Below are 25,291 nucleotides of genomic sequence, written 5' to 3' on the forward strand. Positions count from 1 at the left end.
TCCTGTTGGAGGGGGAGTTTCGGGGGTGATCGGGGCCGCCGCGGCCGTCACGCGGAGAAGCTGCCGCCGACCGGCGGCGTGTGCATCCCGTGCTCGGGGAGGATCGGGATCCCCACACTCGTGCAGAACGGGTCCGGGTACAGGTAGACGATCCCCGAGGTGTGGTTGTTCAGGGTGTGCGCGGCCAGGGGAAGCCGATGGCAGCCCTGCGGGTCGGAGTAGGTGTGCAGCTTGTCGATCTCGGTGGTGAACACCACGACCTTGTCGTCGTCCGTGGCGTTCTGGGCGAGGGCCGGAACCGCGGTGCCGACGACGAGACCGGCGGTCGCGGCAGCGGTGAGCGCTCTGCGGGACATGCGGAAGATGCGGGACATACGGAGCATGGGAGTCGACCTTTCAGGAACGGGGGAGCCGCCAAGCCCTGCGGCGGCTCCCCCGTCGATTCAGCTGATGCGGTTGATGCGGCTCGGTGATTACTTGAACTGGACGTCGACCTTGTAGACGCCGGGCCGCTCCGCGGTGACCGTCGCCTCTCCCCGCGCGCCGTTGTAGTCGCCGGTACCGCCCTCGACCATGGCCTTGAACTCGTAGGGGTACTTGAGCGGGTTGAGCTCGATCTTGGCCTGGCCGCTGAGGCTGAGCTGATCGCCGTCGTTGAACACGACGACGGCCTTGCACAGTGCGCTCGCGGAGGTGAGACCCTCAATGGCGTTGAAGGTGCAGGTGTCGTAGACCTTGCCGATCCGCCTGCCCAGAGCGTCGGTCACCGGGCCATTGCCGGCGAAGCCCCCGCCCAGGCTGGGCACTTGCGGGATCGAGGTCGTGGTGAAGTCGATGACGAACGACACCGGCTCGGGCGTCGTCGACTGGTCCGCCGCCTGGACCGGCGCCGCGCCGGCCGCGCCCAGGGCGGCCGCGAGCGAGGCGGTGGCGAGGGCGGTGGCGATCCGCTTGCCTGCGACAGGTCTCTGCATGGAACCTCCTCTATGATTTCGGGCCCATCGCCCGAAAACCACGCACAGTCGATCACAAAACGCAAATACGAACAGTCGGGCCCTCGCGGTCTGCGCGATTCTCACCCCCGCGAGTGAGGGGACTCCTCTGATCGGAGTCCGGCCCGGCTCGCGCACCCTCCATCGCCCACCCCGATGCCAGAATCACCGCAGGCGGGGGAGGGGTTGTGCGAAAGCAGAGGTGCCCTCCTGCCGCAACTCGGCGGGAACGAAGGAGTCGCGGATGGCATGCGGTCTGGTGGTCGTGGGTCTCGGCTACGTCGGGCTTCCGCTCGCCAGAACCGCCGGTGCCGCCGGAGTCCCGGTCACCGGACTGGACGTGTCCGAGCGAGTCGTCACCGGACTGCGCTCCGGACGCTCGCACATCGAGGACGTGACCGACCAGGACGTGAAGGAGATACTGGCCGCGGGGTTCGACGCGACCACCGATCCGGCCGTCCTCGCGGATGCGGAGACCGTGGCGATCTGCGTCCCGACCGCGCTGGATGCCGACCGGGCGCCGGATCTGGGCCCGTTGGTGCGGGCGTCGACGACCGTGGCCGGACACCTGCGTCCCGGCGCCCTGGTCGTTGTCGAGTCGACCTCCTACCCCGGCACCACCAGCGAGGTGATCCGGCCGATCCTGGAGGGGACCGGCCTGGTGGCGGGAGACGACTTCTGTCTGGCCTACTCACCGGAACGGATCGATCCGGGCCGTCGCACGTTCGGGATCCACAACACCCCCAAGGTGGTCAGCGGGCACACGCGCGCGTGCGCCAAGCGGTGTGCCGCGTTCTACGAGCGCTTCGTCGACACGGTGGTGATCGCCCGCGGCACCCGGGAGGCGGAGATGGCCAAGCTGCTCGAGAACACCTACCGGAACGTCAACATCGCACTGGTCAACGAGTTCGCGATGTACTGCGACCGGCTCGGGGTCGATGTCTGGGACGTGTTGCGGTGCGCGGCGACCAAACCGTTCGGGTTCCAGCCGTTCAGGCCCGGTGCCGGTGTCGGCGGGCACTGCATCCCGGTGGATCCGGCCTATCTGATGCACAAGGCCAGCTCCGAAGGGTTCACCTTCAAGGTCGTCGCGGCCGCCCAGCAGGTGAACCAGGACATGCCCGCTCATGTGGCACGCCGCGTTGCGGGACTGCTCGCCGACGCCGGGCGACCCGTCCGGGGAGCGGAGGTGCTCCTGCTGGGGGTGAGCTACAAGCCGGACGTCGCCGACCTGCGCGAGTCACCGGCGATCGCGGTGGCACAGCGGCTGACCGAGCTCGGCGCCCAAGCCCTCTTCCACGATCCGCACGTGGACCGGCTCGACGTCGACGGGACGCCGCTGCGACGGGCGGACCATCCCTACGAGGCCGCCGCGCACGCCGACATCAGCGTTCTGCTGCACGCCCACCGCGCCTACGATCTGGACCGGCTCGGCCGCTCCGCCCGGCTGCTGTTCGACGTCACGGGCCGGGCATGTGGGGAGCGCGTGGTCAGACTGTGACGCCGCCGGCGTCCCCCATCAGGGACGGCCGGGGCCGGCGGCGAACGTGCAGACCGCGTCGGCGATCCGCTCCGCCTGTGCGTCGGTGAGCAGCGGGTGCACCGGAATCGACAGCGCGCGCCGGCTTGCCTGCTCGGCGGCCGGCCAGCGCCGTCCGGCCGGCGCGTAACCGGCGAAGGCCGCCTGGGCCGGGAGCGGCCGCGGATAGTAGACGTGACCGGCGATTCCGTGCCGCGCCAAGTGGTCGCGCAGTGCGTCCCGCCGCTCGGTCAGCAGCGTGTAGACGTAGTAGCAGCGGCCGTTGCGGCCCGGTGGCGGTGCGAGGACACCGTGTTCGGCCAGGCCCGCGAACCGCTCGGCGTAGTAGTCGGCGATTCGTGCCCTTCGCTCCAGCCGCTGGGGGAGGCCGGGCAGCCGGTGGAGCTGGAACGCGGCCTGGATCTCGTCGAACCGGCTGTTGTAGCCGATCACATGGTGGAGGAACCGGTGGCGGCCGTCCTGGCCGTGGTTGCGCAGCATGCGGACGGCGCGGGCCAGTTCGGGATCGTCCGTCACGACGACACCGCCTTCCCCCGCCGTGCCGAAGCTCTTGACCTGGACGAACGAGTACAGCCCGGCCTCGCCCCACAGCCCGGCCGGGCGGCCGTCGAGAACGGCCCCCTGGGCGACGGCGGAGTCCTCGACCAGCCGCAGGCCGTGACGCTCGGCGATCTCCCGCAGCCGGGGCATGTCGGCCATCACGGAGAAGACGTGGGCCGGTAGCAGCACCTTGGTCCGCTCCGTGACGCACGCCTCCGCGTCGGACGGGTCGATGACCATGGTCCAGGGGTCGATGTCGGCGAACACGGGCGTGGCACCCAGGTTGACCACGGTCGCGGCCAGTGGCGCGCACCCGAACGCGGGGACGACGACCTCGTCTCCGGGCCCCACCCCCATGGCGTGCAGGATCAGGGTGAGGGCGGAGGTTCCGCTGGAGCAGGCGATGACGTCGGCGACGCCGAGGCTCAGGGCGAGTTCCCGCTCGAACCGGGCGGTGTGGTCGCCCAGGATGAACCGCTGCTCCGGCGCGAGGCCGATCTCCCGGATGATCTCGAACAACGTCTCGTGATCGTCCTCGAAGACGTCCGGCGGAAAGAACTCGATCACGCGGCACCTCCATGGGCGAAGGCTTCGATCGTCTCGCAGACGTAGTCGACCTGATCGTCCGTCAAGTCCGCGTGGAGCGGCAGAGCGAGGGCGTACCGGCACGCGGCCTCGGCGTGCGGGAATCCGCGTACGGAGCGGTCGAACTCGGCGAAGGCGGGCTGGCGGTGCAGGGGGATCGGGTAATAGGTCTCGGTGCCGATGTCGTGCCGGGCCAGGAACCGTGCCAGCTCGTCGCGGTGATCGGCCTCCACCAGATAGACATAGTGAACCGGATTGGTCGTGGCCTCACGCGGAACAACGGTCGGCAGCCGCCGGATTACGGGCACATGCGCGAGGCGTTCCGTATATCTCGCGGCGATCTCGGCGCGACGCGCGATATCAGTGCCCAGACGGCCGAGTTTGGCCAGGAGAACGGCGGCCTGGATATCGTCCATCTTGCTGTTCACGCCGGACACCGTGGTCTCGGTGGAGATCCGGCGGAAATCACCGACGGTCGGCCCGAATCTGCCGTGATGCCTGAGCGCGGCCACCGTTTCGGCGATTTCGTCGTCGTCGGTGAGTACCGCACCGGCGTCCCCGAGGGCACCGAGGGTCTTTGCCGGGAAGAACGACAGAACACCGCCCGCGCCGAGCAGTCCGGCGTGCTTTCCGTTCCATCGCATACCGATGGCCTCGGCGCTGTCCTCCACGATCGTCAGCCCCTTTTCGGCCGCCATATCGGTCAGCGCGTCCATCTCGGCCATCTGCCAGAACAGATGGACCGGCATGACGAACCGGGTCCGCGGGGTGACAGCCGCGGCGGCGGAGGCCGGATCGAGTGCGTAGCCGACCGGGTCGATGTCCGCGAACACCGGCCGCCCACCTGCCAGAACCACCGACGAGGCCGAGGCCACGAACGACATGGCCGGGACGACGACTTCGTCACCGGGGCGCAGTCCGGCGGCCCGCAGCAGCAGGATCAGTGCGTCGGTCGCGCTGTTGACGGCGATGGCGTGCCGCGCGCCGGTGAAATCGGCCAACGCGCTTTCGAATTCGGCGACTTTGTGTCCGTGTGAGTACTTGCCCCGTTCGACCACCTCCGTGAGATGTCGCTGGATCTCGGGCCAGACGCGCTCGAACGACGCGGCCTGGGAGAAGAACGGAACCCGCGGGTGGCCGGTGTCGAACGGATCACCATGACCGCGCTCGGTAGACGAGGTGAGCTGCATGCGTCTCCCTTGAATTGCAGGCGGGCACAAGCGAAATGGGGCGGTCGTGAAGGGAATACGGTCGGTTGCGCGGGGAGTCCGTTCTCATGCCCGGACCGACCGGCTACTTTGCCGTCGCGGGGAACCCATCGCGTTCTCGGCACGCCAGGCCCGTCACATTCACCCGGGCGGCGGAGTGTTTTCAGAGGGTCGCTTGACAGTACTCGTATGCCTTGGAAATTCTGCACGAACCGACCTGGGCCCGACGGGAGTTCGTGAACGGTCCCCACCATGTGGGCATTCGCCCGGGACGGCGTCCCGTGTTCCCGAATCGATCAGGCGGACGCACAACGGATGAGCCCGAAGTTCCGCACCCTCGTCGTCGGCCTGGGCCGGGCCGGCGCTGCCCTGCACCTGCCCGTGCTGGATCGCCTTCGGGCGGAGACCGACGCCATGGGCGGGCCGTTCGCCGACGCACCGATCGTCGCCGTGGACCCCGCTCCGCCACCCTCCTTCCACCGGCCGGGCACGCTCGTGCTGCCCTCCCTCGAGCGAGCCCGGGCCGAACTCGACCCGGAGACCACGGTCGTCCACGTCTGCACGCCGCCCGAGGACCGTGCCGCGGTACTCGGGCACCTGGCCCGGCTGGGTTTCGTCCATCTCCTCGTCGAGAAGCCACTGGCGGTCGACGCCGCCCAGTTGGCACGCATCGAAGAGCTGTGCGGCCGGTTCGGGCTCCGCCTGGTCGTGGTGGCGCAGTGGCTGGTCAGCAGTCTGACCCGGCGCCTGGAGCGATGCGTGACGGGCGGGGAGTACGGCGAGCTGCGGACGATCCACTTCACCCAGAGTAAACCGCGCTTCACCCGCAGCGCGGCCACGAACGGCCACCCGACCGCCTTCGACATCGAGATCCCGCACGCGCTGGGCGTCGCCCTCCGGCTGGCCGGACCGGCCCAACTCACCGGCGCCACCTGGTCGGACCTCGTGGCCGGAGATCTCGTCCGGCCGCGACTGGGCCCCGCCACGCTGCGTCTGACCCACCACCGGGGACCCGCGACCTGTCTCGTCTCGGACCTGACGGCGCCGGTCCGGGAGCGCAGCATCGTCTGCGAGTTCACCGGCGCCAACGTCATCGGGCACTACCCCGTCAGCCAGGACGACGGCTACGCCCAGCTCACCGTCGCCGACCAGGACGGCGCGGTGCGCGAGGTGTTCCCGGACGACGCGCTGACCGCGTTCGTCCTCGACGCCTACCAACGCTTCGCGGACCAAGGCCCGTTCGGCAGCGATCTGGCCGTCAACGCCGAGGTGGTGCGACTGGTGGACGCGGCCAAGCGGTACTGCGCTCATCACGAGGGCGGGCCGGGGCGCCCGAGGACCACGGCCGGACCGGTACGCCATGCCGGCTGACGCGTCCAAGGGCCTCCTCCTCGCCGGTATCGGCGACGAGGCGGGGTACGGGATCCATGCGCAGGTGGCCGCGGTCCGGGCGCTCGGCTGGTCGGCGATCGAGCTGCGCAGCGTCGACGGCCTGGCACTGGCCGACCTTTCCGATCAGGCGTTCGCGCAGGTGGCCGAGGCGGTGGACGCTGCCGGGCTGCGCGTTGTAGCGGTCGACTCCCGCATCGGGGGATGGGCGCGCACCGCCGACGGCGACTTCGCCGCCGATCTCGCCGAGCTGGACGTACTCACCCGGCGCTGCCGCTCGCTCGGCACCCCCTACGTCCGGATCATGTCCTATCCCCGGGGCGGCCTGTCGGGGCCGGCCTGGCGGACGGCCGCGATCGACCGCATCGGGGTGCTCACTGACCGCGCGGCCGACGCCGGACTGGTCCTGCTGGTCGAGAACTGCGCAGGCTGGGCCGCGAGCAGCGCCGATCGCATGCGGGAGGTGCTGGAGGCCGTGAACAGTCCGGCGCTCCGGCTGCTGTTCGACATCGGCAACGGCATCGCGTACGGCTATGCGGCCCCCGACCTGCTCGGCGACATCGTCGGGTGGGTGGACCACGTCCACGTCAAGGACGCGAAGGGCCCGGCCACGGCTCCGGCGTACTGTCTGCCCGGTGAGGGAGACGCGGGTGTCGCGGACTGTCTGCGGCTGCTGCTCGACGCGGGCTACGCCGGTGCCCTCTCGATCGAGCCGCATCTGGCCGTCGTACCGCACGAGGGGCGCCGCGAGCCCGACAGCGTGTGCGCGGCGGCGTTCGTCGCCGCCGGACGCGCGCTCACCGAACTGCTCGGGGAGCGGACGGCCGAGGGCGGGAGCCCGGACTTCGCCCTCGGTGAGGCCCGGGCTCCCGCTCTCGGTGAGGCCCGGGCTCCCGGCCTCGCCCTCGGTGACGGGCGGCCGGGATGACCACGACGACCGGCGCGCGGGTGGGCCCGGCCGAGCACGGCCTGCTGCTCGACCTGCTGCGGCTTCCCACGGCAGGACCGCTGGAGACCGGCGCGGACTTCCCCGAGCCGCAGTTGTGGGCCGCGGGGCGCCGTTACGCCGAGGCGGCCGCGCCGCTCGGCTTCTCGGTCACTCACCATGCGGCGGCGCGCCCCGAGGATCTCGCGGTGGACGGCGTGCCGCTCCCGGTCCGCGAGGCCGTCGCGGAGAGCCCCGGATTTCTGAGCTGCCAGCCGAACCTGGTGCTCCGGCTGGGGGCCCGCCACCCACGGCACCGGACCGTCATGTTCAACGTGCACCTGGACACCGTGTCGGGCGTGGAGCCCGTCGGCTTCGACGGCCGGCGGTTCACCGGGAGAGGCTCGGTCGACGCGAAGGGCCCCGCCGTGGGGCTGCTGGCCGGTGTCAGGGCCGCACTGGCCGCGCGGCCTCGGCTCGGCGACGAGATCGGCGTGCTGATCCAGGCCGTCGCCGGCGAGGAAGGGGGCGCGCTCGGCACGATCGGCACCCGTCCGCTGGTCGACCGCGGCTGGTACGGCCGGCTCAACGTGTTCTGTGAGCCGACCGGCCTGCGCTACCTCCCCCGGGCCAGCGCGGCGATGACCGCCCGCATCCGGGTCGACGGTGACGACGCCGTCGACGACCGCCCCGAGCACGGCCACAACGCCACGGTGCTCCTCGGCCATCTGGCACAGCACCTGGGCCGGACGCTGCCACCGCTCGCCGCCGACGGGCGGGTCTGTGTCGCCGGGCTGACCACCGGGTCGCTGCACAACCGCGTCTACGGCCGCGGCGAGCTGCTGCTCAACCTCTCCTACACGAGCACCGAGACGGCACATCGGCTCAAGGCCGCGACCGGCGACGCCCTGCGCACGGGAATCGCCGAGTTCCGTACGCGCTTCGCCCCCGTCCGCGAACTCGCCAGGACCGCACAGGACGCCGCCGACATCACCCGGCTGCACTGGCTCAAGTGCGGACTGCCCGCCCTCGCCCACACGCCGGCCTGGGCCGAGCGTCTGCTGGAGGAAGTCGCCGGCGTCGAGCGGTGGCCGGACGGCGAGTCCGCGTTCACCTGCGACGCGATCTGGCTGGCGGACCGCGAGGACGCGGCGACCGTGGTGTACGGGCCCGGATCGCTGGAACACAACCACGCGCATGCGCGGGGGGAGTTCGTCGACCTCGCGGACCTCGAAGCGTTCGCCGCCGGTGTCGCGAGGATCCTGCTCGCGTTCCGCGGCACCTGTCTCGACGCCATGCTCCCCAGCCACCACTCATACCCGTACTCCCGCGACTACACCCGAAACGAGGGCCGGTCACAGTGATCGGAACCAGCGCTCCCGCCGAAGCCGGATCCCGCGCCCCTGCCGAAGCCGGGTCCGGCGCTCCCACCGAAGTCCCCGTCCCCTACGAGCAGTTGCTCGACGTCGTCGCCGCCGCCTTCACGGCACACGGTGTCCCCGACGCGCGGGCCCGGCAGGCGTCCGAGGCGCTCTGCTACGGAGACCTGGTCGGCGCCGGCTCGCACGGCACGGTCAACCTGTCACGTCTCTACCTGCCGTTGCTGGAGCAGGGCCGGGCCGAACCGGTCGCCTCCCCGGCCGTCGTGGCCGATCTCGGGGCGGCCGTACTGGTCGACGCGCGCCGCGCACTCGGTCTGTGGCAGGCGGGAGAGGCCATGGACCTGGCGGTGGAGCGAGCCGCGCGGTTCGGCGTCGGCCTGGTCTCGGTACGGGACGGCACGCACTTCGGTTGCGCCGGCCATCACGCGCTGCGCGCCGCCGAACAGGGAATGATCGGGCTGGTCGCGTCCAACTGCGGTCGGCAGCGGATCGCCCGGCCTCCGGGCGGCCGGGTGGCGCTGCTGGGCACCAACCCGCTGAGCGTGGCCGCCCCGGCCGGCGCGCACCCGCCGTTCGTCCTGGACATGAGCACCACCGCGGTACCCACGGGCAGGGTGCGGGCGGCGGCGCGTACCGGGCAGTCGATTCCGCCGGGCTGGCTCGCCGACGAAAACGGCGGACCCGTCACGGATCCCGCCGCCTTCGACCGTGGAGAGGCACATCTGCTCTGGCTGGGGGCGACGTCGGCCGGCGGTTTCAAGGGGTTCGGGCTCGGCCTGATGGTGGAGGTGCTGTCGGCGCTGGTCGCGGGTTCCGGGTTCGGTCCCGCCGGCGAGGCACTGGGCGCCGACGGGCGCCCGTCCGGCCGGGACGACGACATCGGCATGCTGATGGTGGCGATCGCACCCGGGCTGCTGCGCGGACAGGAGTCCGTCATCGCGGACGCGGAGCGGCTGTTCGGCACCGTGCTGGCCTGCCCGCCCAGCGACGCGGACGCTCCGGTCCGCTATCCCGGCTGGCCGGAGGCACAGCGGGCTCGTCACCGCCGCGAGCACGGCGTACCCCTGGAGCCGGTGGTGCGTGGCGAACTGGCGCGGCTCGCTGCCGCGTACGGTCTGCCGTTCCCGACGAGCGCGGGAGAGGCGTGATGGCGGCGCCGCGACGGATCGCGGTCATCGGACTCGGTGCGATCTCCCGGTTCTATCTGGCCGCGATCGAGGAATCGGCGGCGGCCTGGCAGCTCGCGGCCGTCTGCGACGTGTCGCCGGAACGACTGGCCCCCCACCGTGACCGGTGTCCCGTCTTCACCGACCATCGCGCGCTGCTCGCGGAGGCACGGCTGGACGCGGTGGTCGTCGCGGTGCCCAACGACCGGCACGCGGCGATCACGGCGGACGTCCTCGCCGCCGGCCTCCCGGTCTGTGTGGAGAAGCCGTTGGCCACCCGCGCGGCCGACGCGGAGGCGCTGGTCGAACAGGCCAGGGCACGCGGAGTGTGCCTGTTCACCGCGTTCCACCGCCGCTACAACCGTGAGGTCCGACGACTCGTCCGTGAGCTGCGCGCGGGCGCCGCGCCGGCCGAGCTCGCCATCCGCTACTTCGAGCGGATCGAGGAGCACATCGGCGACGACGCCTGGTACCTGGACCCGGCGCGGTGCGGCGGCGGTTGCGTCGCCGACAACGGGCCGAACGCGTACGACCTCGCGCGGCTGCTGGCCGGCGAGGTGCGGGTGGAGCACGCGGAGGTGGTACGGGACCGGTTCGGGACCGACCGGCGGGCCACGGTGCGGCTGCGCTCGCGCGCCGGCCTGCCCGTACGGGTCGAGCTCGACTGGTCGTACCCGGGTGAGGTGAAGGACGTCACGGTGCGGCTGGCGGACGGCGCCGTGCGCACGGCCGACATGCTGCGGGGGTTCCGGGCGTTCAAGGGCTCGCTGTGGCACGAGTACGTCGGGGTGCTCGACGACTTCGACCACGCGATCCGTATGGCCACCGACCGCACCGGTGACGGACTCGTCGCGCTCTCGCTGGTGGAGGAGACGTACCGGCTCGCGTGCCACCCGCCGGCCCGCGTGCCGGGGAGCCGCGGGCGCCCCGCCGAGGACGGAGACCAACCGATGCACCGCGAGAGCCGCCAACCGATGAACGGCGAGAGCCACGAACCGATGCACGGCGAGAGTGCCGTCAAGCATGCGACCCACGGCACCCTGGTCAAGGTCCTGACCCATCGCAGGGACGACCGGGGGATGCGGCTGGAGGACTTCGCCAGCCGCTGCGTCCGCCGGGGCGAGATCCATGAGCTGGTGACCACCGATCAGAGGGAGACGGCCCCGGGCACCCGGGTGGACCGGGTCGGCTTCCTCGGCTTCGCGGAGATGGGCTGCGGTGGTGTTCTGGACCGGGGCGACCGGGTCTGGATCGACGGTCGGCCGGTCGGCACCGTCCTCGGCTTCGACTCCTGCCATTTCCCCAACCACTACAACATCCTGATCTCCGTCCCCGAGCCGGTGACCGGCCGTGACCTGGCGCTGGCACCCCGGGCCGACGTCCGGTTCGTCCCCGCCGCGACGGCTGCCGGGCCGGACGGCACCACCGAGATGCCCGAGGAAGAAATCGAGGAGCTTCGATGACCGCTGACATGTCGGACACCACCCAGGACCGTGACCGGGTCGACGTGATGGCCGCCGCGCCCGCCGCCTACCACGCCATGGTCGCCTTCCAGCAGGCGGCCGGCGGAGAACTCGACGCCCGGCTCGCCGAGTTGGTCCGGGTGCGGGTGTCGCAGATCAACGGCTGCGCGTTCTGCGTGGATCTGCACACCCGCGCGGCGCGGGAAGCCGGCGAGAGCGAGCAGCGGCTCCACCTGCTCGCCGCATGGCGCGAAACGGCGCTGTTCCGCCCGGCCGAACGGGCGGCGCTCTCCCTCGCCGAGGCGGTGACGCGGCTTCCGGCGGCCGGTGTGCCCGATGCCGTCTACGCCGAGGCGGCGGCCTGGTTCGACGAGTCCGACCTGGCCCATCTGCTGTGGACGATCGCGGCGGTCAACGTCTGGAACCGGGTCGCGGTCTCCACCCGCATGGGGCTGCTGACACAGCCCGTCTGAGGCGTCGGCCTCGGGGCTGAGGGCTGGGGGCTGGGGGCTCTGGCGGGCTCGGGCAGGAGGGGACAAGTGAGATCGCATCTGCCAGTGATGCGCATTCTCTTCGTTGCAGGTAAGAGCCTGCAAGGCATAATGTGGCGCATATGCAGTCCTACACCATCGGGCAGGCGGCTCGTCTTCTCGGCGTCAGCCCCGACACGGCGCGCCGCTGGGCGGACGCCGGCCGGGTGGCGACCCACCGCGACGAAGGCGGTCGCCGCCTCATCGACGGCCGGGATCTGGCCGCCTTCTCCGTCGAGATCGCGCAGAGCGGCACCGACGAGGACGAGACCCCGTACACCTCGGTCCGTAACGCGTTCCCCGGCATCGTCACCGCGGTGAAGCTCGGTGACGTCGCCGCCCAGGTCGAGATCCAGGCGGGGCCGCACCGGCTGGTCTCCCTGCTGACCCGGGAGGCCGTCGAGGAGCTGGGTCTGGAGGTCGGTATGCGGGCCACCGCCCGCGTGAAGTCGACCAACGTGCACATCGACCGCGGCTGATCACCCGCCGACCCCCGACCCCCGACCGCCGGCCGCCCGCCCCGCCGATCGCCGCAGTCCGCGTCGACCACCGCCCGCGTCGACCACAGCCCCCGAGGAGCCCCGCCGCATGTCTTCCGCCCTCACTCCCCACCGCGCCGGGCGCCGCACCGCGGCCGCCGTGCTGACCGGTGCCCTGCTCCTGACGCTGGCCGCGTGCGGCAACGACGACGACACCCAGCAGACCAGTGGGGCTTCGGACACCGCGCACCTCACCGTGCTGGCCGCCTCCTCCCTGACCGATGTGTTCAAGACCGCGGGGGCGGCGTACGAGAAGGAGCATCCGGGTACGAAGGTGACCTTCTCCTTCGCCGGGTCCCAGGAACTGGCCGCACAGGTCAAGCAGGGAGCCCCGGCCGACGCGCTCGTCACCGCCGACACCAAGACGATGGACGGGCTGCGGGACGACACCGGCACGCCGACCGTCATAGCCAAGAACCGCCTCGTCATCGCCGTCGGCGCGGGAAACCCGAAGAAGATCGCCGGCCTGGAGGATCTCGCCGACAGCAAGACGAAGGTCGTGCTCGCGGCGCCCGAGGTGCCGGTCGGCCGCTACAGCAGGCAGATCCTGGACGACGAGAAGATCACCGTGAAGCCGGTCTCCGAGGAACCCAATGTCCGCGCCGTGCTCAGCAAGGTCGAGCTCGGCGAGGCGGACGCGGGCATCGTCTACAAGACCGACGCGGCCACGGCCACGGACAAGACCGACACGGTCACGATCCCCGACGACCAGAACACCATCGCCTCGTACCCGGCGGCCACCCTGAAGGAATCGCAGCACTCCAAGGCCGCCGCGGACTTCGTGAAGTGGCTGTCCTCGGCCGAGGCCCAGCGGATCCTCCACGCGGCGAGCTTCGAGAAGCCGTGACCATCCTCGGGAGCAAGCGCATCCGTGGCTCCGGGAGCAACCGCCCCCGTGGCACCGGGAGCGAGCACCCCCGTGGCTCCTGGAACAACCGCGCCCGTGCCACCCGTGCCATCCGCGCCCCCCTCCCGCTGGCTCTTCCCGCCCTGCTCGCCATCGCGTTCCTGCTCCTCCCGCTGGCCGGCATCCTGGCCCGCACCGACTGGGGCGACCTGGGCGAGCACCTGAGCAGCCCGGGCACGAGCGAGGCGCTGCGGCTCTCGCTGGTCGTGTCCTTCTGGTCGCTGGGGCTGTCGCTCGTACTCGGGGTGCCGCTGGCCTGGCTGCTCGCCCGTGTTCCGTTCCCCGGCAAGGCCCTCGTCCGCTCGCTGGTCCTGCTGCCGATGGTGCTGCCGCCCACCGTCGGCGGTGTCGCGCTGCTGCTTGCCTTCGGCCGGCGTGGGGTGCTCGGGCCCTGGCTCGAGGACGTCTTCGGCGTCACGTTGCCGTTCCACACCTCCGGCGCGGTCGTCGCGGCCACTTTCGTCGCGATGCCGTTCCTGGTGATCAGCCTCGAAGGAGCGCTCGCGGGGCTGCGGCCGAGTTACGAGGAGACCGCCGCGTCACTGGGAGCCTCGCCGGTACGTGTGTTCAGCACCGTGACGCTGCCCATGGTGGCCCCGGGGCTCGTCGCCGGAGCCGCGCTGACCTGGGCCCGCGCCCTCGGGGAGTTCGGTGCCACCATCACCTTCGCGGGCAACCTTCCGGGGACCACCCAGACCTTGCCCCTCCAGGTGTATCTGCTCCTCCAGGACACCCCGGAGGCCGCGACCTCCGTCTCGCTGCTGCTGCTCGCCATCGCGATGACGGTGCTCGTCGCACTGCGCGGCCGCTTCATGGGGACGCCGGGCAGCTCCGCTCGCCGGTATGCGCCCGAGCCACCCGAGTCACCCGCGGACGAGGCGAGTACACCGGCGGACAGCCGACCCGAGCCGCTCGCCCCGGACCGCCGGCCCCCGGACGAAGAGCCGAAACTGTGGTCGCTGCACGCCGAGATCACCGGATTCAACCAGCTCGTCCTGGACGCCGAACCCGGCACCACCATCGCCGTGGTCGGCCCCAACGGCGCCGGAAAGACCACCCTGCTGCGGGCTCTGCTCGGCCTGACCCCGCGCGCCCACGCCGAGCTGCGCCTCGGCGACGCCGACGTCACCGAACTGCCTCCGCACCGCAGGGGAGTCGCCTGGGTGCCCCAGGACGGCGCGCTCTTCCCGCACCTCACCGCGCTGGCCAACACGGCGTACGGGCCGCGCGCCCACGGCGTACCGCGCGCCGAGGCCCGCCGCACCGCGCAGGAGTGGCTCGACCGGCTCGGCGTGGGCCGTCTGGCGCACCGCAAACCGTCCCAGATGTCCGGCGGTCAGGCCGGCCGTGTCGCCCTGGCCAGGGCGCTGGCCACCCGCCCCCGGCTCCTCCTCCTCGACGAGCCGCTGGCCGCACTCGACCAGACCACCCGCGCCCAGGTACGGCACACTCTGCGCCGCCACCTCGACGGTTTCGGCGGAGTCTGTCTGATCGTCACCCACGACCCGGTCGAGGCGGTGTCGCTCGCGGACCGTGTCCTCGTACTGGACGAGGGCCGCGTGCTCCAGGACGCGGCGCCCGCGGAGGTCACCCGGCATCCGCGGTCACCCTGGGTCGCCCGCATGCTCGGCCGCAACGCCTGGCCCGGCACGGCGACCGCCGACAGGCTCGAACTCGCCGAGGGAGGCGGGCCGTTCGTGATCGCGGACCCGCTGCCCGCCGGCACGGAAGCCCTCGCGATCATCGCGCCCGAAGCGGTCGCCGTCCACCGGGACAGGCCCGGCGGCAGCCCTCGCAACGTCTGGCCGGGCACCGTCCGCGAGATCACCGCCACCGGCAGCAGGCTGCGCGTACTGATCACCTCCGACCGTGCCCCGGACGTGGTCGCGGAGATCACCCCGCAGGCCGCCGCCGAACTCGGCCTCGCGGACGGGGTGTCCGTGTGGACGAGCATCAAGGCGACGGAGACGACCGTGGTGCCGCTCTGACGGTCAGTAGACGTCCCTGACGTACCGCTTGTCCGCCGCGAGCTGCTTGACGTACGCGGCCGCCTCCGCCTCGCCCAGCCCGCCGTGCGTGACGGCGATGTCCCGCAGCGCCTGGTCGACGTCCTTGGCCATGCGGGAGGCGTCCCCGCAGACGTAGAAACGGGCGCCGTCCTGGAGCCAGTGCCACAGCTCGGGCCCGTGTTCGCGCATCCTGTCCTGGACGTAGACCTTGGCGCGCTGGTCGCGGGAGAACGCGGTGTCGAGGCGGGTGAGGGTGCCGTCGGCGAGGAAGGCCGTCAGCTCGTCCTCGTAGTAGAAGTCGGTGGCGCGGTGCTGCTCACCGAAGAACAGCCAGTTCGGGGCCCGGTGGCCGAGTGCCCGGCGCTCTTGCAGGAAGCCCATGAACGGCGCGACTCCGGTCCCGGGCCCGACCATCACCATCGGCGTCGCCGGATCCGCGGGCGGCCTGAAGTACGGGGAGCGCTGCACGAACACCGGCACGGGCGTGTCCGGCTCGGCGTCGGCCAGGAAGGGCGAGCAGACCCCGCCACGCGCCTGGCCGCTCAGGTTCTCGTACCGCACGACGGAGACCGTCAGCGATACGAGGTGTGGATCTACCAGCGGACTCGACGATATGGAGTACAGGCGGGGCTGCAGCGGCTTGAGCGCCGCGGCCCACTCGCGCGCGCTCGCCCGCACGGGGTGCTCGGCGATGACGTCGACGGCCTGTCGGCCCCAGCTCCACTTGGCGAACCCGTCCTTGTTGTCGGGCCGCAGCAGCCTCTTCAACTCCCGGTTGTCGCGGGTGCGTTCGGAGACGAAGCGCAGCAGATCGCTGGTGATCCGGGTGATGTCGAGATACCGGCTCAGGGCCTCGGCGAAGGAAGTCTCCCCCACTCCGCTCACGTCCACGGTGGCCGAGGAGTCCAGCCCGGTCACCGCCAGCCACTCGCTCACCAGGGCGGGGGAGTTGACCGGCCGGACCCCGAGCGCGTCCCCGGCCTCGTACGTCAGCGGGCTCTCGCTCTCCCGGGTGTCGAAGGTGAACCGGCGGACCTCCTTGTCCGCGCCGGGAAGGCTGAGCAGCCGGTTGCCGGTGAGCCGGGCGGTGACGGGTGCCGCCTTGCGGGAGCGGACGGACTGTGGAGCCTCGATGGCCGTTGCCGCTTCGACGGCCGCCGGCGCTTCGACGGTCGGCCGTCCCGGGGTGGCCTTGGTGCTCAGCGCGGTGAGCACCTGGTCGAGCCACGCCTGTGCGGAGGGCTCGTAGTCCGGCTCGCAGTCGGTACGCGGAGCGAGCCGCACCGCCCCCAACTCGCCCAGCCGCTGGTCGAGTCGGCGACCGTGGCCGCAGAAGTCGTCGTACGAGGAGTCGCCCAGGGCCAGCACGGCATAGCGCACACCGTCCATGCGCGGCGGCTCGGCCGTGGCCAGTGTGTCCCAGAAGCCCGAGCCGTTGTCGGGCGCGTCGCCGTCGCCGAACGTGCTCGTGATCAGCAGCAGATCCGCACCCGGCGGCAGCGCGCGCGGATCGGCGTTGTCCATGCCGACCAGTGTGGCCTTGTGCCCGGTCGCGGCAAGCCGCTCGGCGGCGGCCACCGCGAACTCCTCGGCGTTACCGGTCTGCGAGGCCCACAACACGACGACCTCGCGCACGGGAACGCTCGGGGCCGGTGGCGTGTCCGCCGACCTGGAGTACATGCCGGCGAGGACACCGTTCACCCACAGCGCGTGCTCGGGGCTGAACGGGGCGTCCGGCGGGAGCACGGGCACCCCCGGGGCACCCGCGGGCAGCCCGGCGAGAAATCCACTGAGGTACTGGCGTTCCTGCGCGGTGAGCACGGGCGGAGGGGCGGGATCAAGACCGAGGGCGCTCAGTTCAGCCCGTCCGGCGTTTGAGGACGCCGTCAGGCCGATACCGGGGTCTGGGGGTGGAGCCAACAGGGATGGGTCGGGTAGGGGCGGCGGGGGCGAGGAAACCTTCACCAACGACACCGCGCAGACCTTCAACTCAGGCTGGAACGACACCGGATCGACCGCGTCACTGGTGACCGCGTTGATGCTCAGATACTCCCCGAACAGGTCGTTCCAGTGGAACGGCGCGAAGCAGCACCCCGGCCGGACCCGGTCCGTCACCACGGCGGGCAGCACGGCCCGCCCCCGCCGCGAGGCGACCTCGACCCCGTCCCCCTCGGCGATCCCCAACTCCCGCGCGTCCTGCGGATGCAGCTCCACGAACGGCCCGGGATTGAGCTTGTTGAGCTTGGCCACCTTCCCCGTCTTGGTCAGCGTGTGCCACTGGTGCTGAAGCCGCCCGGTGTTCAGTACGAACGGGAAGTCGTCGTCGGGCATCTCGGCGGCCGGGACGTGCGGCCGCGCGTAGAACACGGCCCGCCCGCTGGCCGTGGGGAAGGACGGCCCCCCGTCGCCTTCCGCGTCCACGTACCGAATCGGATTCCGGTCCGGCCCGTCCTCGCGCGCGGCCGGCCACTGCACGGACGTACCCCGCAGCCGCTCGTACGTCACACCCCGCAGATCCCAACCCGTCTTGGGGTTCCAAGCGCGCTTGATCTCCTCGAAGATCTCCTCCGCGCTCTGGTACGAGAAGCCCTTCTCGTACCCCATCGCGCAGGCCACCCGCGCGATGATCTCCCAGTCCGGGAGCGCCTCCCCGGGCGGGTCCACGGCCGGCTGCGCGAGGGTGAGATTGCGCTCGCTGCTGATGAGGACGCCCTCGGTCTCGGTCCACAGGGCGCCGGGGAGTACGACATCGGCGTACGCGTTGGTCTCGGTCTCCGCGAAGACGTCCTGTGCGACGACGAACTCGGCGGCCTCCAGCCCCTCGATGACGGTCTTGCGGTTGGCGACCGAGGCGACGGGGTTGGTGCAGATGATCCAGCAGGCCTTGATCTCGCCGTCCGCCATCTTCTGGAACATCTCGACGGTGCCCTGCCCGACGCCGTCCTTCCGGAGCGTGTCCGGGGGCAGTTCCCACAACTCCTCGACGAAGGCACGCTCTTCGTCGACGAGGACGGAGCGCTGCCCGGGCAGACCCGGCCCCATGTATCCCATCTCGCGACCGCCCATGGCGTTGGGCTGGCCGGTGAGGGAGAAGGGCCCTGAGCCGGGGCGGCAGATCGCACCGGTCGCGAGATGCAGGTTGACCAGGGCGTTCGTGTTCCAGGTGCCGTGCGTGGACTGGTTGAGGCCCATGGTCCACAGGCTCATCCACTCGCCCGCCCGGCCGATCAGCGAGGCGGCCTCGCGGATGTCGGCCTCCGGAATGCCGGTGATCTCGGCGACGGTGGCGGGCGGATAGTCGGCGAGGAAGCCGGGCATCGCCTCCCAGCGCTCGGTGTGCGCGGCGATGAACTCGGGATCGGTGCGGCCGTTCTCGTGCAGCAGATGCAGCAGCCCGTTCAGCAGTGCCAGGTCCGTGCCCGGGTTGATCTGCAGGAACAGATCGGCCTTGTCGGCGGTGGCGGTACGCCGCGGATCGACGACGATGAGTTTCGCGCCCGCCTTGACCCGGTCCATCATCCGCAGGAACAGGATCGGGTGGCAGTCCGCCGCGTTCGAGCCGATGACGAAGAAGACGTCCGCCTTCTCGAAGTCCTGGTACGAGCCGGGCGGACCGTCGGCGCCGAGGGACAGCTTGTAGCCGGTGCCCGCGCTCGCCATGCAGAGCCGTGAGTTCGACTCGATCTGGTTCGTCCGCACGAACCCCTTGGCCAGCTTGTTCGCCAGGTACTGGGCCTCCAGGCTCATCTGCCCGGAGACATAGAGGGCGAGCGCGTCCGGGCCGTGCTCGTCGATGATCGCGCGAAGCCGCCGGGCCGTCTCGGCGATCGCCGCGTCCACGGGCGCGGGTACGGGTTCCGCGCCACGGTCGTCCCGTACGAGAGCCGTGCCGAGCCGTCCGGGCGCGGCGAGCATGTCGGCCGTGGTCGCGCCCTTGGTGCACAGCCGTCCGAAGTTCGCGGGGTGCGCCTTGTCGCCGGACGCCTTCAGGACCGTACGCCGTCCGTCCGGGCCCATCCCGATGTCGAGGACCATCCCGCAGCCCACACCGCAGTACGAGCAGACCGTGCGCACGTGCGTCGTGGGGGTCCCCTTCGTGGGGGTCGTCGTCACGCGCTGCCCTTTCTGCATGGAACCTCGATCTTTGCGAGCGTACGAATTGCCCGTTACGCCTGTGTCACATGGCGCGATCATGAGGGGTTACATGCGCCACACAGCCGTCGTCGGCGCGATGTGAGAAGCTACCGGGCACGTCGCGGTCCGTGTCGCTGTTCGGCTGAACGGGTGACGATGCGCAAGAATTGCCCGGTGCAGGAAATCAGTGCGAGTGAGGTCGGGGGGAGCCGGTGAACAGCCACGACGTCACCGATGAACAGTGGGAGGGGCTCGCCCAGGTCGTGCCGTTGCGTGGCCGTGACGCCTGGCCGTCGGCGGTCGACCACCGGGCGCTTCCCGACGCGGAGACCGAGACGCGCCGCCGCTTCGTCGTGATCAGAGTCAATATCTTCGCGGACGCGCGTGAGGTCGCCGAGACCCTGATGGCAGGCATTCCGGTCCTCCTCGACCTCACCGGCGCCGAGCCGGACGTCGCGAAGCGCGTGCTCGACTTCAGCACGGGCGTGGTCTTCGGGCTCGCGAGCGGGATGCACCGGGTCGACCGGAACGTGTTCCTTCTCACGCCGCCGGGGACCGAGGTGCGAGGGCTGATGGAGGACGCGGGGGTTCCCGGGACCTGAGGACAGGACCGCCCCGTTGATCCCTCGATCGTAGGAAGGCGTGCCAGGAGGAACGGTTCGGCAGTGGGGCGGAGACTTACCGTCCGCATATGACCGTGCCGCTTGATCCCGTAGACGTTGTTGTGGCAGGCAGGGACCGGCCGAGCGTCACCGCCCTGCGGCTCGCCGCATTCGCAAGGCACCGGCGGGCGGAGTTCGCGCTCGGGCCGCTGACCTTGTTCGCGGGTCCCAGCGGCAGCGGCAAGAGCAGCGCGCTACGGGCGTACGAGGCCCTGGCGCGACTGGGCGGCGGTGCCGCACTGGACGAGGTGTTCCCCTGTCCGGACGCCTGCGTTCCCGAGCGTGCGCGGCCGGACGCGCAGCGGCGGCGTGGCTTCCGCATCGGCTGTACGGTCGACGGTCCCGCCGGGGCCGTACGGCTCGACCTCGCCGTGCAGGCCGAACCCGAACTGCGCATCGTGGGCGAGCGGTTGACGACCGGTGGGGTGACCCTGCTGGAGACTGCCCTGCGCGACCCGAGCCGGCCCGTCGTGCAGGCGGCCTGGTACACGGCGGGCTCGTCCCCCGTGACCCGGGCCCCGCTCCCCGACGACCGGCTCGGCACCGCACTGCTGCCGCTGCGCGTCGCGGGCAGGACGGACGGCGAACGCCAAGTCCTCGCCGCCGCCGAGCAGATGGTGGTCGCCCTGCGGTCCGTCTTCGCCTGCGACCCCGTACCCGGGCACATGCGGGCCGCCGTTCCGCTCGGCGCGGGGCGGTTGCTGCGGGGCTGCGGCAACCTCGCCGAGGTGCTGTGGCGTACCCGGTCGGAGTGCGGGCGACGGCACGGGCAGCTCGTCGCGGCGGTGCGGGAGGGGTGCGCGGGGCGGGTCGTCGACGTGTTGGCGGAGCGGGTGTCCGGCGAGGGGACGGGAGCGGGGAGGGGGATGGAGGCCGGGATCGGGGTGGCGGCCGGGATGGGGGTGGTGGCCGGGAGGGGGATGGCGCAGGCGGTTCGGGCCGTGCTCGACCGTGGCGACGGACTGCGGACGCCTCTCGGACTCCTCGGGGACGGGGAGTTGAGGTATCTGGGGCTTGCCCTGGTGCTCCTCACCGGCCCCGGTGTGCTGGAGGTCGACACGGTGGGGGAAGTGCCCGAGGCGCTCCAGACACTCACGGTCCTCGCCGACGGCTTCGACCGTGACCTGGACGCACGGCAACGGGAGCAGCTCGTACGGCTGGCGGCGCGGATGTGCGAGCGGGGGCACATTCGGCTGGTGGGTGCCGTGAGTGACGCGTCCAGGGCCTCGGGGGTGGGCGGGGTCACGGTGGTAGACCTGGAGCCGTGACAGAACTTGATGTGGCGAAGCTCCAGCGCAGGCTGGCCGAGTTCGCGGCGGCGCGGAACTGGCAGCCCTACCACACACCCAAGAACCTCGTCGCCGCTCTCAGTGTCGAGGCCTCCGAGCTCGTCGAGATCTTCCAGTGGCTGACCCCCGAGGAGTCGGCGCGGGTGATGGACGATCCGGAAAAGGCGCCCCGTGTGACCGACGAAGTCGCGGATGTACTGGCGTACTTGCTGCAGCTGTGCGAGGTGCTCGGCATCGATCCTCTTGCGGCGCTGGACGCGAAGATTGACCGCAATGAGCGCAGGTTTCCGGTGGGAGAGGGGCCGTGAGAGGGGTGGTGTAGCGGCAATCGTCACTCTATGGAGTCATGCTGCTGTACAGATTCGATTCTTTGTCCACAGATTTCCGTCTACCTCTGGCTTTTCGTCCCACGGACCTTCACTCTGGGTAGTGGACGGTGGAGTTCGGGCAGGCGTGTGAAGAACGCGTCGGGACAGACGAGGACAGCACATGGATGCGGTGCGGCTCATCGACGCGAGCAGAAGTGCCTTGGCGGGAAGCGATGACGCGACGGACATCATGACGGAGGCCTGGCAGGCGCAGGCCCTGGCGCAGGCGATCGGCAGTCGGGTGGCGATGTACGGGCCTCCCGAATTACGGGGCGAGGCAATGGGGTTGACCGAACTGGCGGCCAGAGGCTGTGGAGTGCTGGACGCTCCGCTGTCCGGCGTCGTGAGCTTACGCGCGGCTCAGCTCACGGAGCTCGGCGATGCGCGCCAGGCTCTTCGGGACCTCGGTGGTCTCTTGGGTGAGGTCGGTATCGCCCTGGTGGGGATCGCCTGCGCGGCGGACGACGAAGGCACGTACTGGCAGTGCATGGAGGCCATCGACGCGGCGGACGAGTCCCGCGACCGGGTCCTCGAGATATTGCGGAGGCTTGCGGTGCGGGATCGGATGATGCCGGAGCGGGGGTCTGCGGCGGGGTAGTTTCTCGCCCGCCGCCCCTACCCGTCCCATCCTCAACCTGGGGGCTCCGCCCCCAGACCCCCGTATCGGCCTGGCGGCCTCGTCCTCAAACGCCGGACGGGCTGAATTCAGCCCCTCCGGCGTTTGAGGAGCGGGGTCTGGGGCGGAGCCCCAGGGGATGGGAACGGGTAGGGGCGGCGGGGGCGAAAAAGGCGGCGGATGGTCAGGTGTGGTCCGGATCGTCGGTGCGGGCCCCGGTTCCGGTCCCCGCCGGGGCCGGGCGGCGGGGCGAGGAGGGGAGATCGGCGTCGAGCCGCGCCAGATTCGCGTTGAGTACCGCCATCAGCTCCTCCATCTGTTGCAGCAAACTCTTGGGCTGCGACGAGGGAACGGCTTCCTGGGACATGACGGCCTCCTCGGGCCTTCGCCTCCCACGCGGGGAGAACGCGCGGGGAGAACAAGTAACGCGCCGGGCGGTCCGGCTCCGCACGAGCAAACGATCACCATCGGGGCCGGTCACCCATGGACGAGGGGGAACCTCGAAACCATGGCGTTGACCGACGTCCGACCGTGCAGGATGGAGGCATGGATCTTCGAATCTTCACCGAGCCCCAGCAAGGGGCGACCTACGACACCCTGCTCACCGTGGCGAAGGCCACCGAAGACCTGGGCTTCGACGCCTTCTTCCGCTCCGACCACTACTTGCGGATGGGTCCTGTGGACGGCCTACCCGGCCCCACCGATGCCTGGGTCACCCTGGCCGGGCTCGCCCGCGAGACCAAGCGCATACGGCTCGGCACCCTGATGACGGCCGGTACCTTCCGCCTGCCCGGCGTCCTGGCCATCCAGGTCGCCCAGGTCGACCAGATGTCCGGCGGCCGAGTCGAACTGGGCCTGGGCGCGGGCTGGTTCGAGGAGGAGCACACGGCGTACGGCATCCCGTTCCCGAAGGAGAAGTTCGCCCGCCTCGAAGAGCAGCTGGCGATCGTCACGGGACTGTGGGCGACGGAGACCGGCCAGACCTTTGACTATGACGGCACTTATTACCAGCTCACCGACTCGCCCGCGCTGCCCAAGCCCGCGCAGGCGAAGATCCCGGTACTCATCGGCGGCCACGGCGCGACGCGCACCCCGCGCCTCGCGGCCCAGTACGCCGACGAGTTCAACATGCCGTTCGGGTCGATCGCGGACAGCGAGCGCCAGTTCGGCCGCGTACGGGCGGCGGCGGAGCAGGCCGGCCGGAAGGCCGACGACCTGGTGTACTCCAACGCGCTCGTCGCCTGCGTCGGCAAGGACGACGCGGAGGTCGCCCGCCGGGCCGCCGCCATCGGCCGCGAGGTCGACGATCTGAAGGCCGACGGTCTGGCGGGTTCCCCGGACGAGGTCGTCGACAAGATCGGCCGGTACGCCGACATCGGCGCCCAGCGGATCTACCTCCAGATCCTCGACCTCGACGACCTGGACCACCTGGACCTGATCTCCACGCGGGTGCAGTCCCAGCTGCCGTAACCCGAACCGCACGCGCTGTCCCGCCCTCGGCCCGGGCCGAGGGCGGGCAGACCGCCCCGGGGAGACCGCTCCCCGTCGGGCGGACCGGGACGGGTCAGGTCATGCGGACCGGGAGGGTCCGTCCCCCACGCCGAGCCTGGATGAGCTGGTCGACGGATCACCGTCGGATCGGGGGAGGTCGCCGGTTCACGGACTCCGCTGAATCGCCTCCCGTGTATGAACCGCCGAGGCCCGAGTTGGGATCGTCTGATTCCACGTCACGCTCCTTCAGGCCGGCCAAGTGGTTCCGGGCCTGTGGCAACTCCACCCGGTGCACTGGGTGTTGCCCGTCCTGAGGGGCAGCACGCGCAGTGCACCGGGCGGGTGCGTGGGTCACAGAACGGAGGTCAGCAGCGACACCGCCGACTCCTGACGGCCGATGGTCGCTTGGTCGAACGGTCCGGCCCAGCTCAGTCCGTACTGATGCGAGCTGTTCCGGCTGTTGGTGTACGCGGAGGAGGCCTGTGCGCGCAGGTAGCTGCGGTAGGGATGTCCGGTGAGGAGGGCGTCGAGTTCGCCGAGATTGCGCGCGAAGACGCCCTTGAAGGCTGCCTGGTCGGAGTTGCAGTTTTCCGCCGCCTGGCAGGGCTCGGTCAGGATGCCGTTCTGGGTGAGGGACGGACTGGCGATCACCGCGTCGGCGATGTCGCGGGCATCGGTGAGCAGGCTCTTGTCACCGGTGGCCTTGTACAGCTCGGCGAGTCCGCCCAGGACCACTCCCTGGTTGTAGGTCCAGGTGGTGCCGCCGTTGTTGGCGCAGCCGCCGCTCTGGGTGTTCAGGCCGTCGTTGACGAGGTGATCGCTGTTGATCATCCCGCTGTTCTTGAACCAGTTCCACGCTTCCAGGGCGTGGGCCAGGTAGACCCTGTCACCAGGAATCCGGTTGTGCAGCGAGGCGGCGAGCTTGATGTACAGCTCGATGCTGATCGCGTTCTTGTAGCTCTTGGCCGGGATGTCCCACCAGATGCCGCCGCCACAGGTGTCGTCCCAGTAGTCGCGCATGTAGGCCTCGTCCAGCTTGGCGATGTCGAGGTACTTCTGGTCGCGGGTGAGGTCGTACACACGGGTCATGGCCAGCGCCCACCAGCCGGTGTCGTCCGTGGAGTCGGCCCTGAACTCGCCTCCGCCCTGCGGCCACCACTCCAGGGGTGCGCGCTGGACGGCGATGGTGTTCTTGACCTCGGACATGTATTTTCGCGACCCGGTCTTCGCCATGTAGTCCACAAGCGCCTGGAGGGCGTTCCCCGACTGCCACCACGGTGACTCGGGTTGCCAGCGGCCGGTCTCCTGGTCGTAGAAGCCCATCATCGCGTCCACGGCCGCGGTGGCCCTGGTGCGAGCGGTGGTGGGGACGGCCGGAGAGGCGGCCTGGGTCGGTACGGCGGTCGCGAGCAGGGACAGAACTACACCGCAGGCGGCGGCGCCCGCGGTGGTCCACAATCTTCGAGCCCATCTGTGCATGTCGGGAACTCCTTGTGTAGAGGGCGCTGCTCCTTGCGTGGGGGGTAGGGGTAGGACGGTGCGGGTGCGGACTGAGG

22 protein-coding genes are annotated in these 25,291 nt (G+C 70.9%); 15 read left to right on the plus strand and 7 right to left on the minus strand.

The features are described from left to right. Positions 1 to 47: 47 nt before the first annotated feature. Both FE633_RS03830 and FE633_RS03835 read right to left on the minus strand, forming a co-directional pair. Positions 48 to 374: a hypothetical protein gene (locus FE633_RS03830; protein ID WP_138043622.1), complete on the minus strand. Its 327-nt coding sequence runs from the start codon at positions 372 to 374 to the stop codon at positions 48 to 50. Between the two features lie 99 nt (positions 375 to 473). After that, the gene (locus FE633_RS03835; RefSeq protein WP_138043623.1) at positions 474 to 974 is read right to left on the minus strand and encodes a hypothetical protein; all 501 of its coding nucleotides are present in this window, start codon (positions 972 to 974) and stop codon (positions 474 to 476) included. Between the two features lie 262 nt (positions 975 to 1,236). Between FE633_RS03835 and FE633_RS03840 the strand changes: the two genes are divergently transcribed. Beyond that, on the plus strand, positions 1,237 to 2,493 hold the full coding sequence (locus FE633_RS03840) for a nucleotide sugar dehydrogenase (RefSeq protein ID WP_138043624.1): 1,257 nt from the start codon (positions 1,237 to 1,239) through the stop codon (positions 2,491 to 2,493). 18 nt (positions 2,494 to 2,511) lie between these two features. Here the strand turns inward: FE633_RS03840 and FE633_RS03845 are convergent, their stop codons facing one another. Beyond that, a complete protein-coding gene (locus tag FE633_RS03845) occupies positions 2,512 to 3,639 on the minus strand; it encodes a DegT/DnrJ/EryC1/StrS family aminotransferase (RefSeq protein ID WP_138043625.1) in 1,128 nt (375 codons plus the stop codon). Next, positions 3,636 to 4,847 (minus strand): DegT/DnrJ/EryC1/StrS family aminotransferase, encoded by a 1,212-nt coding sequence (locus tag FE633_RS03850; protein WP_138043626.1) that lies wholly within the window; start codon positions 4,845 to 4,847, stop codon positions 3,636 to 3,638. Before FE633_RS03850 ends, FE633_RS03845 begins: the two co-directional genes overlap by 4 nt. Positions 4,848 to 5,180: 333 nt before the next feature. Here FE633_RS03850 and FE633_RS03855 point away from each other — a divergent pair, with 333 nt between their 5' ends. The 9 genes from FE633_RS03855 (at position 5,181) to FE633_RS03900 (ending at position 15,154) form a co-directional block, all read left to right on the plus strand. Next, positions 5,181 to 6,236 carry a Gfo/Idh/MocA family oxidoreductase gene (locus FE633_RS03855; RefSeq protein WP_138043627.1) on the plus strand — a complete coding sequence of 352 codons (1,056 nt, stop codon included), beginning with the start codon at positions 5,181 to 5,183 and terminating at the stop codon, positions 6,234 to 6,236. Beyond that, positions 6,226 to 7,182 carry a sugar phosphate isomerase/epimerase family protein gene (locus FE633_RS03860; protein ID WP_138043628.1) on the plus strand — a complete coding sequence of 319 codons (957 nt, stop codon included), beginning with the start codon at positions 6,226 to 6,228 and terminating at the stop codon, positions 7,180 to 7,182. The genes FE633_RS03855 and FE633_RS03860 overlap by 11 nt, the downstream gene beginning before the upstream one ends. After that, positions 7,179 to 8,543 carry a M20 family metallopeptidase gene (locus tag FE633_RS03865; RefSeq protein ID WP_138043629.1) on the plus strand — a complete coding sequence of 455 codons (1,365 nt, stop codon included), beginning with the start codon at positions 7,179 to 7,181 and terminating at the stop codon, positions 8,541 to 8,543. The genes FE633_RS03860 and FE633_RS03865 overlap by 4 nt, the downstream gene beginning before the upstream one ends. Beyond that, positions 8,540 to 9,709, plus strand: a complete 1,170-nt coding sequence (locus tag FE633_RS03870; protein WP_212747153.1) for an Ldh family oxidoreductase — start codon at positions 8,540 to 8,542, stop codon at positions 9,707 to 9,709. Before FE633_RS03865 ends, FE633_RS03870 begins: the two co-directional genes overlap by 4 nt. Continuing rightward, positions 9,709 to 11,190: a Gfo/Idh/MocA family protein gene (locus FE633_RS49425; protein ID WP_342790830.1), complete on the plus strand. Its 1,482-nt coding sequence runs from the start codon at positions 9,709 to 9,711 to the stop codon at positions 11,188 to 11,190. The genes FE633_RS03870 and FE633_RS49425 overlap by 1 nt, the downstream gene beginning before the upstream one ends. Next, the gene (locus tag FE633_RS03885; protein ID WP_138043630.1) at positions 11,187 to 11,663 is read left to right on the plus strand and encodes a carboxymuconolactone decarboxylase family protein; all 477 of its coding nucleotides are present in this window, start codon (positions 11,187 to 11,189) and stop codon (positions 11,661 to 11,663) included. Before FE633_RS49425 ends, FE633_RS03885 begins: the two co-directional genes overlap by 4 nt. Positions 11,664 to 11,803: 140 nt before the next feature. After that, entirely contained in the window at positions 11,804 to 12,199 is a 396-nt protein-coding gene (locus FE633_RS03890) for a TOBE domain-containing protein (RefSeq protein ID WP_138043631.1), read from the plus strand. A 109-nt stretch (positions 12,200 to 12,308) separates the two neighbouring features. Then, entirely contained in the window at positions 12,309 to 13,106 is a 798-nt protein-coding gene (modA, locus tag FE633_RS03895) for a molybdate ABC transporter substrate-binding protein (RefSeq protein WP_138043632.1), read from the plus strand. Between the two features lie 110 nt (positions 13,107 to 13,216). Continuing rightward, complete coding sequence (locus FE633_RS03900) at positions 13,217 to 15,154, plus strand: ABC transporter permease (protein ID WP_138043669.1); 1,938 nt, start codon at positions 13,217 to 13,219, stop codon at positions 15,152 to 15,154. 3 nt (positions 15,155 to 15,157) lie between these two features. Here FE633_RS03900 and FE633_RS03905 read toward each other — a convergent pair whose 3' ends face one another. Further along, complete coding sequence (locus FE633_RS03905; RefSeq protein WP_246113400.1) at positions 15,158 to 19,210, minus strand: bifunctional nitrate reductase/sulfite reductase flavoprotein subunit alpha; 4,053 nt, start codon at positions 19,208 to 19,210, stop codon at positions 15,158 to 15,160. A gap of 311 nt (positions 19,211 to 19,521) precedes the next feature. Here FE633_RS03905 and FE633_RS03910 point away from each other — a divergent pair, with 311 nt between their 5' ends. The 4 genes from FE633_RS03910 to FE633_RS03925 all read left to right on the plus strand — a co-directional run bounded on the left by FE633_RS03910 (position 19,522) and on the right by FE633_RS03925 (position 22,226). After that, complete coding sequence (locus tag FE633_RS03910; protein ID WP_138043634.1) at positions 19,522 to 19,911, plus strand: cell division protein SepF; 390 nt, start codon at positions 19,522 to 19,524, stop codon at positions 19,909 to 19,911. An 89-nt stretch (positions 19,912 to 20,000) separates the two neighbouring features. Further along, positions 20,001 to 21,239: an AAA family ATPase gene (locus FE633_RS03915; RefSeq protein ID WP_138043635.1), complete on the plus strand. Its 1,239-nt coding sequence runs from the start codon at positions 20,001 to 20,003 to the stop codon at positions 21,237 to 21,239. Then, on the plus strand, positions 21,236 to 21,568 hold the full coding sequence (locus FE633_RS03920; protein WP_138043636.1) for a nucleotide pyrophosphohydrolase: 333 nt from the start codon (positions 21,236 to 21,238) through the stop codon (positions 21,566 to 21,568). The genes FE633_RS03915 and FE633_RS03920 overlap by 4 nt, the downstream gene beginning before the upstream one ends. Positions 21,569 to 21,749: 181 nt before the next feature. Continuing rightward, positions 21,750 to 22,226: a DUF6099 family protein gene (locus FE633_RS03925; RefSeq protein WP_138043637.1), complete on the plus strand. Its 477-nt coding sequence runs from the start codon at positions 21,750 to 21,752 to the stop codon at positions 22,224 to 22,226. Between the two features lie 202 nt (positions 22,227 to 22,428). Here FE633_RS03925 and FE633_RS03930 read toward each other — a convergent pair whose 3' ends face one another. Continuing rightward, on the minus strand, positions 22,429 to 22,611 hold the full coding sequence (locus FE633_RS03930) for a hypothetical protein (RefSeq protein ID WP_138043638.1): 183 nt from the start codon (positions 22,609 to 22,611) through the stop codon (positions 22,429 to 22,431). Between the two features lie 179 nt (positions 22,612 to 22,790). Between FE633_RS03930 and FE633_RS03935 the strand changes: the two genes are divergently transcribed. Continuing rightward, complete coding sequence (locus FE633_RS03935; RefSeq protein ID WP_138043639.1) at positions 22,791 to 23,714, plus strand: LLM class F420-dependent oxidoreductase; 924 nt, start codon at positions 22,791 to 22,793, stop codon at positions 23,712 to 23,714. Positions 23,715 to 24,086: 372 nt separating this feature from the next. Here FE633_RS03935 and FE633_RS03940 read toward each other — a convergent pair whose 3' ends face one another. Then, a complete protein-coding gene (locus FE633_RS03940) occupies positions 24,087 to 25,214 on the minus strand; it encodes a glycoside hydrolase family 76 protein (RefSeq protein ID WP_138043640.1) in 1,128 nt (375 codons plus the stop codon). Between the last annotated feature and the right edge of the window lie 77 nt (positions 25,215 to 25,291).

Source organism: Streptomyces montanus (genome assembly GCF_005786655.1).
Classification (GTDB): Bacteria; Actinomycetota; Actinomycetes; order Streptomycetales; family Streptomycetaceae; genus Streptomyces; species Streptomyces sporangiiformans.

Bases quoted from the DNA above. Each gene is read 5' to 3' on its own strand.
- FE633_RS03855 (WP_138043627.1), top strand. From the start codon at position 5,181: ATGAGCCCGAAGTTCCGCACCCTCGTCGTCGGCCTGGGCCGGGCCGGC.
- FE633_RS03835 (WP_138043623.1), bottom strand. From the start codon at position 974: ATGCAGAGACCTGTCGCAGGCAAGCGGATCGCCACCGCCCTCGCCACC.
- FE633_RS03930 (WP_138043638.1), bottom strand. From the start codon at position 22,611: ATGTCCCAGGAAGCCGTTCCCTCGTCGCAGCCCAAGAGTTTGCTGCAA.
- FE633_RS03925 (WP_138043637.1), top strand. From the start codon at position 21,750: ATGGATGCGGTGCGGCTCATCGACGCGAGCAGAAGTGCCTTGGCGGGA.
- FE633_RS03865 (WP_138043629.1), top strand. From the start codon at position 7,179: ATGACCACGACGACCGGCGCGCGGGTGGGCCCGGCCGAGCACGGCCTG.
- FE633_RS03830 (WP_138043622.1), bottom strand. From the start codon at position 374: ATGTCCCGCATCTTCCGCATGTCCCGCAGAGCGCTCACCGCTGCCGCG.
- FE633_RS03840 (WP_138043624.1), top strand. From the start codon at position 1,237: ATGGCATGCGGTCTGGTGGTCGTGGGTCTCGGCTACGTCGGGCTTCCG.
- FE633_RS03890 (WP_138043631.1), top strand. From the start codon at position 11,804: ATGCAGTCCTACACCATCGGGCAGGCGGCTCGTCTTCTCGGCGTCAGC.
- FE633_RS03885 (WP_138043630.1), top strand. From the start codon at position 11,187: ATGACCGCTGACATGTCGGACACCACCCAGGACCGTGACCGGGTCGAC.
- FE633_RS03940 (WP_138043640.1), bottom strand. From the start codon at position 25,214: ATGCACAGATGGGCTCGAAGATTGTGGACCACCGCGGGCGCCGCCGCC.
- FE633_RS03935 (WP_138043639.1), top strand. From the start codon at position 22,791: ATGGATCTTCGAATCTTCACCGAGCCCCAGCAAGGGGCGACCTACGAC.
- FE633_RS03850 (WP_138043626.1), bottom strand. From the start codon at position 4,847: ATGCAGCTCACCTCGTCTACCGAGCGCGGTCATGGTGATCCGTTCGAC.
- FE633_RS03915 (WP_138043635.1), top strand. From the start codon at position 20,001: ATGACCGTGCCGCTTGATCCCGTAGACGTTGTTGTGGCAGGCAGGGAC.
- modA (WP_138043632.1), top strand. From the start codon at position 12,309: ATGTCTTCCGCCCTCACTCCCCACCGCGCCGGGCGCCGCACCGCGGCC.
- FE633_RS03860 (WP_138043628.1), top strand. From the start codon at position 6,226: ATGCCGGCTGACGCGTCCAAGGGCCTCCTCCTCGCCGGTATCGGCGAC.
- FE633_RS03905 (WP_246113400.1), bottom strand. From the start codon at position 19,210: ATGGTCCTCGACATCGGGATGGGCCCGGACGGACGGCGTACGGTCCTG.
- FE633_RS49425 (WP_342790830.1), top strand. From the start codon at position 9,709: ATGGCGGCGCCGCGACGGATCGCGGTCATCGGACTCGGTGCGATCTCC.